Below are 13387 nucleotides of genomic sequence, written 5' to 3'. Positions count from 1 at the left end.
GCACATACATACAGGTTAGGTTCTGAACTATAGCAGAAAGGTATGCTGATAAAAAAAAGCATGGTTATTGTTATTGTTTTACGTGAAGGCAGTCGCTGGAACGCTGCGAAAGTATATCACAGTTGAAGGTAAAGTGAGGTACCTTAATTGTATAATAGCCTGTATCAATAAAGTATAGTGTAATAAATAAAAAAGAGATGTAAAGATTAAGTACAAATATTAGAAGATCAAAGCTTACCCATCTAACAAAACTATAAAAAAAGGCTAAGTATAATAATCTATGTCGTAATGGTATGCAATTTCATAGGAATGTCTACCTATTACCATTCTCTGCGTTCTTTGCAGATCTTGGTTACCAGATAGTGATCGGAGCTCTTTCTGTCTTCCTTGTTTTAGTTCTTGGCGCCCCCGTATGGTTTTTGGAATTGTTGAAGCACTTGGATACGGAATAGGTTCGGACTTTTCTTACATCGGTGGAAGATTATGGGATAGTCATAGCCCAAAGAAGCTTACCATATTGGGAAACTCACTTATTCCGCTAATGTCTTTAATAGGCCTTGCTGGTACATACATAGGTGCCAGTGCTCTTTATATTGGAGGTTGGTGGTCAAGGAACTTCAGAAATCCACCGCCGAGAGTAATGATAATACAGTCCTCAAAGGAAGAGGATATATCCAGGGCCATTTGCCTCCTTCATGGACTTGACATTACAGGAGGTACGATTGCAGGGATTCTGCCCCTGAGTTTCACAGCGTTAGGACTACCTCTTAGTCGCGTTTTTCTCTTTTCAATTGCTCCACTTGTAGTATCTAATCTTCTTGTTGCATCTACCCGTAGTGTCCATTAAGTTAAGCAAGAGGAGGTAAAAATCAAGAATGTGGATAGCGCTAAGGCAGAGAAGAACGTCGTTTATGGTGTTTTCCTGGCAACACTCTCATTTGGATTTTCATATCACAGTATTGGCTTCCCCATTCTTACGGCAGCACAATCTGCAGATTCAACCATTTCAGGACTCGTACTATTCCCTGTCTTTATGGCGTCCTCATCTGTTGGTGGATTCCTTTATAGTCGGCTCAGGATTTCCAAAGAAGTCAGATTATTGGGATACCTTGGATACACCCTCACTGGCGTGGGAACACTTTTAATTTCGTTGGTATATCTATACCGGGCTCCTGAACTTTACTACTATTTATCAGCTGTCGTGATTGGACTAGGAACATCTGGGGTTGAAACATTCGAACCCACGATAATCTCCAAGATTATTAAGGGTTCCAGAACAGGAAGCGGAGTGGGCTATCTAACATCTTTCATAAGCATAGGTCTATTCACAAGCAACATCCTAATGGGCCTACTTTATTATGAAATATCTCCACTTTCCGCTTATCTGTACGCAGGATTGGCAGCGATCCTCGGAGGCCTTATAATATTATTTGCTGGCAGGAAATTTAAGTATTACTAATAGTGTCCTAGATGTTCGTTCTGCCTTCACTTCTGCAAGTCACAACATGGCATAGTTGCTTATGCTTAAATAAGGCTTTTTGCTAGTTGGTAACTATATTATTTTAATGAATGTAGCTCGTACGAGGTAAACTACTCTTAGCTAAAGCTTCTTACATTGCGCCTAGGCATCCTTGATCTTGGCTGATACAGGTTGATTAATTGCAATCATATTCCTGATGCCGAGGGAAACAATTAAATTGGGCTCTACCTAGAATTCAGATCTTTGAGGCTTGCTCCTTTTCTGACATCCTCTCAACCCTAAGCGGCATGAGGTTCCTGCCTCATCGATTGGCTGCTTGTTGTTCTAGTCCGGCGCGAAGGGTTCGCTGAACCACTCAACTGCCACTCAAATGAGGGATGTAAACACGAATCGATTGGAAAAACACTCGCCCTTTAGGGCGGGGAAGGAGGTCAGAATTATAGGCAAAGATGTAACGATCTGAAATAGTGAAGAAATGTAACAACTAATTGTATTTAATAGACTAAATATTAAAACATAAAGTATTTTTGTCTAAACTAACGGACAAGCGGTTAACTAGCTATACCTAACATCATCGTTTTGAGATGGTGCATTACCAATAGAAACCAGAGGTGTCATAACCAAAGAGAATATCACTGTACCTATCAACGCAAGCGAGTATACCGCTACATCTATTATTCCAGACTGAAAAGCAATTGTCGCAATAATTACCCCTACAGCCCCACGACCTCCTAGGATAGACACAACTTTAATAGGCTCAAGGCTCCTTATTAATCTATGAGAGACCAAATAGGTAAGGCCCCCACTCGCGCCCATTAATATCAATAGCGCAGGTAAAAAGATCATGAATATACTTATTTTTGGAAGGATCATACTAATGCCGGCTATGCTAAAGAAAAGCGGTATAAAGAAAGAATCGTTTATTCTTTTTATAGTATTAAGGATTATTTTATGATACTTTTGACCAATTGACGCTTCGTGAATCAATATGCCTGCATAAAAAGCACCAAGCACATAAGTTATGCCGATGAATTCAAATAGGGTTGAGACAAGAAGCCCTGCAATTATAACTAAAGAGAACAATATGTATTCCATATTGTTATCGGTCTCTCGCCTGGATATCCATTCAATTATACGCCCCGCTCTTCTCCTTATTAGTATATCAAAAAGCCATATGGCAAAAAGGAAAAGGACAACAAAGCCAAAGGAGATCAAAACCTTTGTAACACTTTCGTATGTAGAGGACAGAATTATAAAGGCACTTGTATCGGTGAGAACGACGGATGAAAGTATGAGTCTGCCTGCATTTAACTTCAGCAAATCGTACCTCATCAAGAGTACCGATATTATTGATATGGAAGGCACACCAACAGACATGGAGAGTACGAATGCTGGGATAATTGGCAGATGAGCAACAGCTTGAAGGTATAGAAAACCAAGCATACTAGGTGCGATGAAGCTTGAAATTGTTAAAATAATTGATCTCCTTACATTTCCATAGATATATTCTGTGTTTGCTTCAACACCAATCGCTAGTATAATGAAGAACAATGATACACTTTCTATGTCGGATATTGGAACGGATGGCGAAACTATCTTAAGAAATCCATTTCCAACCAATACACCTGTCAGTATATATGCCACCACGTCAGGTATCTTGAACTTACTGAACAATACCCCAAGCAACATTGAAACAAAGAGGAGTATGAGAAGCTGGGACAATATACCTAAATCCATATCCTAGCACCATGTGTTTAAATTATTTATTCTTTCGAATGTCTATAGTCCAATGCTTGATTCGCTGATCATGGGGCTAGCAATACTTCTGGACTCAAATAGCATGAGTTTTGAAATACATACCCCTGATTCTACGAAGCAAATGTTTATTAAATTGAATACAGCATTCATCTTACAACTTATATTGATATTTCATTTATACCGGTGTAATACTCCGAGGGAAAGCTTCTGATCGAGCGTAAGGTATATGAACTTCAAATATTCGTTCTATGATAATACCAGGCTACCTCTCTTAATCCGCTTCATAGATCTAAATTGAGATTCGTAATTTAGCATTCTCTTAAAACGATACAAAGCCATATCACTAAAATTTTTCGATTTTTATTGTCACCAATTATCTTTTCTGCGTCAGGAGTTATGCAGCAGTGGCGTTAATAATTTCCTTAATCTTCGTTAATGTACGGAAGATTGAAACTCTAGAAAGTGTTAAGATTAAGCAGATTTTATTGTATTTGCTTAAATCAAACAAGCAACGTGATCTATGTTTATGTATCTATAAACCTAAGCTATTGCCCAAATAATCCTAGATTAATTTGATCAAACAGTTAATATTATTATTCGCTATATCATAAACTGAAAATGACAGAAGTAATTGATCCGAACGCCAGGATAGCCGATCTAGTTGGACTTCTATATGTCATGAATAATATATTTGATGGTAAAACTGACCTTTACCAGCTTGAAAAAGAGATGGAAGTGGATATTGATGATTTAATGCCTATAGTATATACCGCATCAAGACTTGGTTTTGTTAGCGCGGAATCCGGCGACATAATAGTAACCGAAGAAGGCAAAGAATATATAAGGGCAAGCATAAAGAGGAGAAAGGAAATAATTAGAGAAGCTCTGAGGAATATTGAACCTTTCCGAACCGCACTTGATCTCCGCAACTTTGATTGCGAGACACTAATGGAAAACCTACAAAGAAAAGGAGTACAAACTTTTAATTCTCCTTCTGGAAAGCACGACCTAGAAGTTATACTTATAGAATGGGGTGTGTACTCAGGTCTCTTGAGAAAGGACGATGATGGCTTTAGCGTTGTATCTTGAACATCCCTCTTTTTACAAATGATAATAAAATTCCTGTATTATTTAGTGATATTCTTATAAATAAATCTTATACAATCCATATAGCGGTCGTGATGATCCTTTATCTTTACAGCTATGTAATCTAAAACGTCGTCATTCCTCAGAAGTTCCTCCGCTGAAATGTTCCCTTCCAGATACTGCCTAATTATAGGCGAAATATCAGGATTAAGCTTTTTCACTGTTCTACCTTCAACCAGTCTCTGCATTATACTGTCTGTATCAGCTATGTTTTTTAATATTAGCTTTTCGAGATACGCTTTCTTAACTCCAATTTTTTTAGCTATATCTTTAACTGCCTTATGTCTGCATCTGCATAGGAATAACTCTTGTTCTGAATCCGCCATATCTCTCCGTATCTAAATCTGGTTTGCATATATGTCTTTCACAGCCACAAGGTCTCTTAACGCTAGATAAGGATCAAACGGCACGTTCTCATTTTTAACCACCGACTTCAAAAAGCCTGAAACCTCATCATAAAAAATATCATGTTCCCCAAGATCAATTAACTTAGCATTTACAATTGGGTCCCCATATGCCCTTTTGCCCTTCGGGGCATCGAAACCTACTGGCTTGCTTACCACATCCTCAACTATACTCCCAGTTTCTCCTATCACCTCGTATGCCGGTAACTTTGGAGTAAATGGATAGCCCCATGAATAAAAGAACATGCCATTCGAACCGTTTTTGAACTTAAATATGGCCTCGACAGTGTCTGGTTCCTGAATAGACTGGGTACTTTTATAGGATAGCGATCGAACGGCTGAATAATCACCGCCTATGTTTAAAAGTGTATCTATGAAATGTATGCCACCATCTATAAGTGATCCACCACCCATATGTTCTGCCTCAGCACGCCATCCATGCCAATTATACTTCCTTTGGTCACGTATTATAATAGAATGTACCTTTCCTATATCTCCTGCTTTTATGATATCGATAATCTTTTTAACGCTCGGATCGAAAAAGTATTGGTCTGCAACCATGAATTTTCTCTTATTCTTTTCAGCCGTACTTATCATGATCTGTGCGTCTCTAACTTCTGTTGCTATAGGCTTTTCTATGAGCACGTGCTTCCCGCTTTCCAAAGATTTTACAGCTACATCACGATGCATACTGTGCGGCAGCACTATATCAAATATCTCTGCATCCGATCGGAGAGCCTCTTCTAACGAGCCATAAACCTTGGAAATATTGTATTTTTGTTTGAGTTCTTCAACTATTTCCTTTTTTCTCTCTGTTATTTCGATGTCAACGTCAGTCTTTGACCACGCTTCCAAATGTACTTTTCCGAACCCGTTAAGGCCTATAATATTTACTTTCACGCTATATTAGTGTATCATCATTAAAAATAGTTTTGATTACAAAATGGAGGGTTAAGGTAGAGGAAGGCCTCGCCATTCACCGGAGGCATGGGTAGCCTCCTTATAAAAAGTTTAAATATTTTTTTCGTAAAGAATATTCAATGGGAGTGGTTCGCTGAGCCACTCAACTGCTCCTCAAATGAGAGATATAAACACGAATCGATTGGAAAAACACTCGCCCTTTAGGGTGGGGAGGAAGTCAGTTAGAACAAGAAACATGGGATAAATTTAAAAATTACAATAGATTTAGGATTATGTCAAGTAGAGTAGACCGTACCTGCCGGCTGCAAGACCGGAGTGATGAAATTGAATATTAGGCGTATAGTTTTAGACGTTGACAAGGGATTAAATAGACCCACACTTGTGGAATTGGCCTCTGCCATCGAGCGCGTTCCTGGTGTAGAAGCTGTAAATATAATTGTCACTGAAATGGACATGGAAACTATGGGAACGAACATAACTGTAGAAGGTACTAACATAAATTATGAGGAACTAATAGAATCTATAGAGAATACAGGATCCGCTATTCATTCAGTTGATGAGATCGCTGTTGGAAAAAGACTAATTGAAAACGTTAGGAGAACACAGGATTGAGAGGCAGAACCCTTTTTTCAGTTACACTCGGGCTTTCGGATGGCATAATAACGGCCCTTATGATAGCTTCAGCCAGAATTGCATCGAACACTCCTGTAAGTCTCTATGAGGCGTTGAGGATCAGCTTTGGGTCATCTCTTGTAGGTGCTTTCAGTTATTTTGTTGCAGAATACTCTAGACTAAGGGGAGAGATAGTAAGGATATCAAGGCAGCTTACGATGGTATCTCCTTGGAAGCTCATACACACTAGAATAGGGCATTCCATACTTATCGAATCGTTGGAGGGTACTACTCTTTCAGGTTTTTCAGGCTTCGCAGGTGCACTTATCCCACTCGCCTCTGATGTTTATCTTCATCAGCTTGGTGAGGTTCCGTTCGTCATATCAATCGCAGCTCTATCGATCCTCGGAATAGGCTTAGCAAGATCCATATCAGGCCACTACGCAACGTGGGCGTTGGGTATGGCCCTGCTTGGGGTTCTTATGTCGTACGTAGGGCTTATACTTCACATTGCAGGATAGATTCTAAGTATTTAGGCGGCGAATAGGCCTTCTTCAGCAACGTACCTCTTTCTAGCTAAGTCCATCATTCTCCGTGTAAATAGTATCGAATATATCACAACTACAATTCCAAATATGAAAGAGGCCCAGCCAGCATAGGCTATATTTCCTGCTTCTGTTTGTATATCTATGAATTTCATTATGCCGTAGTGGATCTGTAGGGTCTTATCACCGACTATATCCGGCCAGTACTCGCCGATCATAAGTCCTCCCCAAGCGCTATTTATTGTTGAAGAGATGCCGGATATAAGGTACGGAAATGTTCCTGGCAATATTATCATCCTCATCTTTTTGAAGAAACCTAGATTGAGATTCTTCATCACTTCGAAATACTCCGAGGGCAATGCCTTAACACCCATCCAGAAGGAATAGAACATGTAATAAAATGTGCTGATGAATCCAAGGCCTATAACAAAAAACTCGTTAGTTACTGGGCCCATTAAATTGTGGATCCAGGTATAGCTTGCCGCAAACACAAACGGGAAATATATCGGTGGAGGATAGGCGCTAAGTACCTGAAGCAAAGGTACTCCGATCCCCTCCGCTCTGGTATGTATTGCGAGGGAATACCCAAGAAATATCGATATGATAAAAGATACAACGAGGATCGTGGCTACTCTGCCGTAGTCATACAGGAGATAAACAACAATTCTTGGAGTAATAGATACGAGCTTGTGCCATAGTGCAGTCGGTGTAGCTGATATCACAGAATAAGCGGAGTAAACTAGCAAAATAAGTATAATTATACCTATACCTGACATCACATAGCTTCCTATCTTTCTCTGAGGATATTCGTCTTTCTCGAACACCTCTGAATTCTGACCCGGGTATCTTGATCTGTAATAACCTGCAAGGCGAGAAAGTGGATTTGTAGCTATTACTGAAAGAATCCTTGTTGTTTGCTTTACGCTTAACCTTCCTCTCCTTATTATGGGTGCGTCCGTATCGATGGTATATTTTGATACGACGTATCTGCTGAATTCGCGCAAAATGTAAATAATAGCTCCTATGACTACTGCAAGCACTAAAAGCGCAAGATAAACATAATTAGTCTTGCCTGTAGGGGCCAGACTATCGAGCACGCTACCTATCCCAAAAGTAGCATAAGTATGAATGCCAACTGTAAAAACTTCACTTACAGTTATGTAAAAGAATCCATCTGATACGCTTGGGAAAAGGTTTGCAGCTATTCTCGGATATGAGAAGGGTATATATATCCGCGCCATCCTGGACAAAAATGACATTCTATAATTATCCGCAACCTCTATCATCTCCTTTGGAACGGTTTTAAAGGCCTGGTATTCACCCATCCAGATATTCCATACAACAGCCGTAAATACAAGAAAATCGGCAGCCAGCTCTACTCCTAGTGGGCCACCTATACGAGTTACAAAAATTATTAGGACTATTGGGAAGAAAGAGATAACAGGAACTGATTCAAAGACCTCTATCAGAGCGATGTATATATTCTCAAAAAACTTACCCTTTATCGCTAGGTATGCTAGAAACCACCCTGTAACAATAGATATTAATATTAGGCCAAGTACACGTCCCGCAGTTGCAAGAGTTGCAAGGATTATAAGTAGTACCATATTCATGGCTTCTTCACCTTCGGTGGAGTCAAGTAATTATAGAGGCTGTCAAGAAGCCGGTTGAACGCTTCGCTCCTTGGGCTCCTGGGTCTTGGAAGATCAACCTGAACCTTGCCGACAACCGTTGCCGGAACGTTGTTCAATATATATATCACATCAGCGAGTTCAATGACTTCTGTAAGATTGTGTGACACTAGCACTACGCCTTTCAGGGGTGTATCTGGACTAAAGAGTATGTTATATATATCTTGCCTAAGGCCTTCCGCTGTGAGCTCATCCAGATGGGCAAAAGGCTCATCCATAAGAAATACCAAAGGATCAGCAGCTAGTGCTCTTGCTATGGCAACCCTCTGCCTCATGCCGCCACTCATCTCCTTTGGATATAGGTCTTCAAACCCCTGGAGACCAACTGTTTCTAAGGCTTCCTTTGCCATTTCTTCAGCCTTGTCATTTGGGATGTGCTTAGCTTTCAAGGATACCATAACATTTTCTAGAGCCGTCATCCACGGAAAAGTAACTATGGACTGGTGTATCAAAACTATGTCTGGTGTTGGTCTGTTTATTTTTTTCCCCATAAGATAGACAGATCCTTTATCTGGCTTCAAAAATCCGCCCAGGATCCTCAACAAGGTTGATTTCCCTATTCCTGATGGTCCTACTATCGCTACAAATTCATTTCGGTTAAGGCTTAAATTTATGTCTTCAAATACTTTATAACCGTTCTCATAAGAAAAATCTATATTTGCTGCTTCTAAAACTGAGCTTGAATTGCTCGGCTTTTCTATTTGAGACTCTCTGACCAGGTCCTTTGCCAAAGTGATCACCCGTATACACTAGTGGGACCCCGATCACTGAGACTGCGGTCTAATGGACTTGCCGAGGCTTTTATACCTGGATGCTGCACTCACGGTATTTCAAGTCATTTCACGGGGCTATCACCGCATACGCCCGATCCCTTGGGCATATATAAATCCTGTTGAAAAGCAGAATCATACTGTAAACATAGAAAGAATTACCAGATCATTCATTACGGCTCCAGCAGTTTCGTAAGGCCCATCATAAAGATCGCTAACGTTCAGCGTACCATTGGTATCGGTTTGCAGTTGATAACCAAGAGAGCCCTTTCCTAGCGTTAGTAGATAATCGTTGCTGTCTAGGCTTTTTATTCGTGATTCTGCTGATGGCTTTCCATTCACAATACCTGTCTCTGTAACAAGCCTTTCATTCTTTCCGAACGATCTATCTTGGTCGAGAATACCTTCGTAGAACACGTCAGAAAGCCTGTAAGAGCTGCCATACAAATGGTTACACAAAATGACACTTTTCCTGGCCGCGTCTAAGCCGGTAAGATCGTCTTTATAATTCTTTTCTACTATTCCCAGCTTAGTAGCCTCACTTAAAACGTCATCAAATTCCCTTTTATTGGCGAGTTCACGGATAAAATAATTTATCGTTAGGCTGACAATTCCCCTAAATTTCTTAATCCTTGATGGCAGTACGGAATAATCGATGAAACTGAACAGAGGTACTCCACCCGCTACTGTTGCTTCGTATCTGATTCTCCGGTTGTTGGATCTAGCGTACTCCATTATTTCCGGCCAAAAGTTTGCAAGCCCTGACTTATTCGCGGTAACTACATCCTTTCCGTTTTCAAAGGTTTCTTTGTAAAAAGCAAGCTCTTTCTTCCCATCTGCTGAAGCAGGAGTTGCGTCGACTACTATATCAAAATCCCTTGCCAGAGCTTCACTTGCAGAAATGCTCTCGTATTCCAAGGAATCTAAGGATCCCTTTTCCTTATAAGAAATAACCTTTCCAATGTCTATTCTTTCGTTATAGTACGAATGCAAAGAATCAGCAACAAACACGACGTTAAACTTTAGGCCTAACCTGTTTTCCTCGTTAAATGACCTTATAATCCTCAGCAGGTTCAATCCAACGTTCCCTAGTCCGAAAATCGATAAATTAATAGTTTTCACTGCTAGGTATTTTAGATGGGTATTTAAAATTAAACAATAATATTACGGAGATTTATAAAAGATTCAGTAAAAAGATTTATATAGGCTATTTCGGATAGGTTAACAATGGTAGAAGTAACTGGCGTAGTACTATTAATCGTTGCCCTTATTGACGGGTTGCTGTTTGGCCTAGCCATAAAGAAGGGCGTTACGTCGTTCATCCTTATTATAATAGCTCTGATAATATCGACCTATGTAGGATTTTCCTTTGCTCCACACGTTTCTCTTACAAATGTGACGGCAAAACTCGTACCTTACATTAAGACGTACGCAGACCAGATAACAAAAGCCATCTCCATAGGATTTGGAGGATCCCTTTCCTTAACTATTGTCTTATTCCTTATAGGGCTTGGTGTTGGACTCTGGAAGGGATGATTTTTATATAATAACGATTGGTGTCAAAAAACCGATAATATCTTAAGTGCAGCAAATCAATAAACCAATTTAAATATTCTTATAAACATTAGTATATTTTATTTATTGTCGTCAGATTTCACTCCTCCGAGCGATTTTAAAAGATCTTCAAGTTCCTTATCTGTTGTAGCTTCCCCTTGAGCTGGTTCTGATGTACGAGAAGCTGACTTGGATGCTTCGGTATCTCCCTTAAGTGTTTCAAGGATCTTGTCAACGCTCTCCACGTTGTATTCACCTCTCTGATTGACCGCAGTAGTTATTTGGTCTAGCTGGCTGCTAAGCCTTTCCTGTATCTGGTCTGATGAATTGATTATTTTTTCCACGTTCTGCTGCATCTGTATTACTTGTTTTTCTGTAAGCTGGCTCTTTAATAGGTCCTCTGATCCCTCCTTTAGCGATGCCCAAACCTTCTTGGTGGTATCTGCAAATTGCAGGTTAAGATCTATGTTCTCAAGGAAAAGCTTGTAATCCTTAAGACCTCTTATGGCACTCTCTAAGGAGACTATATTAGAAGCGAACACTCTGGCTTTTTCAAGGTTCCCGTCTCGAAGAGATATTTTAGCGTTTTGTATATTCATCTCCCTGTTCTTTTCATACTGCCTTATGGCTCGGTCTATGTCAGATTTCCACTTACTGATCCTTGATCTCCTTTCAAGCATTTTTTCTTCTTCACTTTTTCCAAATTTAAAGAACACCATATTAATACCTACCTATCCTCTGCCATTATCGATGCAGGGGATCTATTGCCAATAATAAACGAAATAAACATATAAACTTTTATGCCTTTTTATTGAATTGCTATTGCCTAAAAAGCGGAACCATACTTTGAATATTTTTCCAGCAGTTCATAATCAATGGAAGGTTTGATGCTTCCTATAACGTCTATGACGTCCCTCGTTTCAACTGGTCTGCTCTTCCCTGTTTTCACCGCTTCCATGAATACATTCTGAGCTGCCTTTTTGCATATGAACTCTATATCTGCACCACTGTATCCTTCTGTCTCCTCTGCCAGCAGATCGTAGTCTACGTTTCCTACCTGTTTAATTTTCGCTAGATTAAGCTGAAATATTTTCTTTCTAGCGACTATGTCTGGAGGTGGCACGTATATCTTTATATCGAAGCGACCTGGCCTAAGCATGGCCTCATCTACTTCCCAGGGATTGTTTGTTGCTGCGATGATGAATATATTTTTGTTCTTCTGAGAATTTATACCACCAACCTCATTCAAAAGCTGTGCAACTCCTCTCTTTGCAGCATCTGAATTGGAGGTGTCTCTCTTTGGCACCAAAGCATCTATCTCATCAAAGAATATTATTGCTGGAGATAGCAATGACGCTGCCCTGAAAAGCTTGGATATATTCTTTTCAAAAACACCAAACCATTCACTGTAGAGTGTGGAAGGATTTACGTTGATAAATCTGGCCTTTACCTCGTTGGCTATAGCCTTAACAATAAAGGTTTTTCCAGTGCCTGGCGGACCGTACAATAACATTCCGCCTCCGAATTGTATATTATATTCCTGCGATAATTCCTTAAATTTCATTGGGTAAATAATTTTTCCTAATATCTCATTTTTAACGTCATCTAGACCTGCAACATCTTCAAAGGTTACTTTTGGTATCTCTGGTTTTTCTATTCCTATCTCTTCTAGTAGAGCCTCACCTTCTACTATTTCATCATCATTTTGTTTTTTCACTGTGAAGTCTGTCCTTTCTCCACTAACGCGTTTGTAGGCATTTAATATTAAAGCACATTGATCAAGTCTTTTCTTCTTAAGATCCGATGGAGAGTCGTTTGCAGCTTCTAACATTACCCTGTAAGCCACAAGATAGTACTCCTTTGCCTTATCTTTATGTCCATTTTCCTCTTCTTTTATCCCTGCGTGCAGTAGTTTTGTGGCTTTTTCAATCTTATTCTGAACATCATCACTCATTTACATCTCCCTCGCTTTTCTCCTCGGAGTAACTATCCATCACAGTGCCCTTTGTATAAAGCTTTACCTTCTTCAATTTATAGGCTGCGCTTACAAACTCCACTTTAACTTCATATTCCTCTGCAAATATTGCATATTCCGTAAGGATGTGGCTGAATTTAGATGAAAAAAATATATAATCGCGGTCGGCCGTTGGGTTTGACTGCCCGGCAGAAAAGTAGTAAGCCTCCAGTTTAGTTCCTATTAATCTATCTCTCCCTGGAACAGCTGTTTCGGTGATCTTTTCCTTTCCAGGAGCTACTGAAAGATCCATAAGGCGCCCCTGCAGAACCGTCCCATTTTTTAAATCATAAGCCTGCCCCAGCACTTTTCTTGAAGCCGTTATGTATAGCTTTGATATTTTTTCATCGTTGGTATCTCCGCTATAATATCTAAGCACATCAGTAATAACGAGAGTCATAGCAACAATCTTTCATGGAATGCTTCTTATTTAATTCTTCCATATATCTTAGAAACGTAGGATTTAGAATTCGCATTATTCATATCTATGTT

At 39.7% G+C, this 13387-nt stretch carries 15 protein-coding genes; 6 read left to right on the top strand and 9 right to left on the bottom strand.

Translation table 11 applies throughout. The features are described from left to right. Window positions 1–412 precede the first annotated feature (412 nt). Together TVG_RS02050 and TVG_RS02045 are read left to right on the top strand one after the other, a co-directional pair. On the top strand, window positions 413–847 hold the full coding sequence (locus TVG_RS02050; protein WP_048053927.1) for a hypothetical protein: 435 nt from the start codon (window positions 413–415) through the stop codon (window positions 845–847). A 30-nt stretch (window positions 848–877) separates the two neighbouring features. Continuing rightward, the gene (locus TVG_RS02045; protein WP_048053926.1) at window positions 878–1459 is read left to right on the top strand and encodes an MFS transporter; all 582 of its coding nucleotides are present in this window, start codon (window positions 878–880) and stop codon (window positions 1457–1459) included. A 576-nt stretch (window positions 1460–2035) separates the two neighbouring features. Here the strand turns inward: TVG_RS02045 and TVG_RS02040 are convergent. Then, a complete protein-coding gene (locus TVG_RS02040) occupies window positions 2036–3217 on the bottom strand; it encodes a cation:proton antiporter (protein WP_010916651.1) in 1182 nt (393 codons plus the stop codon). Between the two features lie 639 nt (window positions 3218–3856). Between TVG_RS02040 and TVG_RS02035 the strand changes: the two genes are divergently transcribed. Further along, a complete protein-coding gene (locus TVG_RS02035) occupies window positions 3857–4327 on the top strand; it encodes an AAA-associated domain-containing protein (protein ID WP_010916650.1) in 471 nt (156 codons plus the stop codon). A gap of 38 nt (window positions 4328–4365) precedes the next feature. On the opposite strand, the gene TVG_RS02030 is transcribed toward TVG_RS02035, so the two are convergent. Continuing rightward, the gene (locus TVG_RS02030) at window positions 4366–4710 is read right to left on the bottom strand and encodes a hypothetical protein (protein ID WP_010916649.1); all 345 of its coding nucleotides are present in this window, start codon (window positions 4708–4710) and stop codon (window positions 4366–4368) included. A 12-nt stretch (window positions 4711–4722) separates the two neighbouring features. Further along, window positions 4723–5688, bottom strand: a complete 966-nt coding sequence (locus TVG_RS02025) for a Gfo/Idh/MocA family protein (protein WP_010916648.1) — start codon at window positions 5686–5688, stop codon at window positions 4723–4725. Window positions 5689–6027: 339 nt separating this feature from the next. Between TVG_RS02025 and TVG_RS02020 the strand changes: the two genes are divergently transcribed. Next, the gene (locus TVG_RS02020; protein WP_010916647.1) at window positions 6028–6321 is read left to right on the top strand and encodes a DUF211 domain-containing protein; all 294 of its coding nucleotides are present in this window, start codon (window positions 6028–6030) and stop codon (window positions 6319–6321) included. Then, window positions 6318–6842, top strand: coding sequence for a hypothetical protein (locus tag TVG_RS02015; RefSeq protein ID WP_241760306.1), 525 nt, complete (start codon window positions 6318–6320; stop codon window positions 6840–6842). The genes TVG_RS02020 and TVG_RS02015 overlap by 4 nt, the downstream gene beginning before the upstream one ends. 11 nt (window positions 6843–6853) lie before the next feature. Here TVG_RS02015 and TVG_RS02010 read toward each other — a convergent pair whose 3' ends face one another. The 3 genes from TVG_RS02010 to TVG_RS02000 all read right to left on the bottom strand — a co-directional run bounded on the left by TVG_RS02010 (window position 6854) and on the right by TVG_RS02000 (window position 10449). Then, window positions 6854–8479, bottom strand: a complete 1626-nt coding sequence (locus TVG_RS02010; protein ID WP_010916645.1) for an ABC transporter permease — start codon at window positions 8477–8479, stop codon at window positions 6854–6856. Next, on the bottom strand, window positions 8476–9288 hold the full coding sequence (locus TVG_RS02005) for an ABC transporter ATP-binding protein (protein WP_010916644.1): 813 nt from the start codon (window positions 9286–9288) through the stop codon (window positions 8476–8478). The genes TVG_RS02010 and TVG_RS02005 overlap by 4 nt, the downstream gene beginning before the upstream one ends. 174 nt (window positions 9289–9462) lie before the next feature. After that, window positions 9463–10449, bottom strand: a complete 987-nt coding sequence (locus tag TVG_RS02000) for a homoserine dehydrogenase (RefSeq protein WP_010916643.1) — start codon at window positions 10447–10449, stop codon at window positions 9463–9465. A 105-nt stretch (window positions 10450–10554) separates the two neighbouring features. Between TVG_RS02000 and TVG_RS01995 the strand changes: the two genes are divergently transcribed. Further along, window positions 10555–10863: a hypothetical protein gene (locus TVG_RS01995; RefSeq protein WP_010916642.1), complete on the top strand. Its 309-nt coding sequence runs from the start codon at window positions 10555–10557 to the stop codon at window positions 10861–10863. Between the two features lie 98 nt (window positions 10864–10961). Here the strand turns inward: TVG_RS01995 and TVG_RS01990 are convergent, their stop codons facing one another. The 3 genes from TVG_RS01990 to TVG_RS01980 all read right to left on the bottom strand — a co-directional run bounded on the left by TVG_RS01990 (window position 10962) and on the right by TVG_RS01980 (window position 13295). Next, window positions 10962–11600 (bottom strand): Snf7 family protein, encoded by a 639-nt coding sequence (locus tag TVG_RS01990; protein WP_010916641.1) that lies wholly within the window; start codon window positions 11598–11600, stop codon window positions 10962–10964. Between the two features lie 107 nt (window positions 11601–11707). After that, on the bottom strand, window positions 11708–12835 hold the full coding sequence (locus TVG_RS01985) for an ATP-binding protein (RefSeq protein ID WP_010916640.1): 1128 nt from the start codon (window positions 12833–12835) through the stop codon (window positions 11708–11710). Then, on the bottom strand, window positions 12828–13295 hold the full coding sequence (locus TVG_RS01980) for a hypothetical protein (protein ID WP_010916639.1): 468 nt from the start codon (window positions 13293–13295) through the stop codon (window positions 12828–12830). The genes TVG_RS01985 and TVG_RS01980 overlap by 8 nt, the downstream gene beginning before the upstream one ends. Window positions 13296–13387: the final 92 nt, after the last annotated feature.

It is taken from the genome of Thermoplasma volcanium GSS1 (assembly GCF_000011185.1).
Taxonomy (GTDB): Archaea; Thermoplasmatota; Thermoplasmata; order Thermoplasmatales; family Thermoplasmataceae; genus Thermoplasma; species Thermoplasma volcanium.
This window is presented reverse-complemented; position numbering and strand designations above follow the sequence as displayed.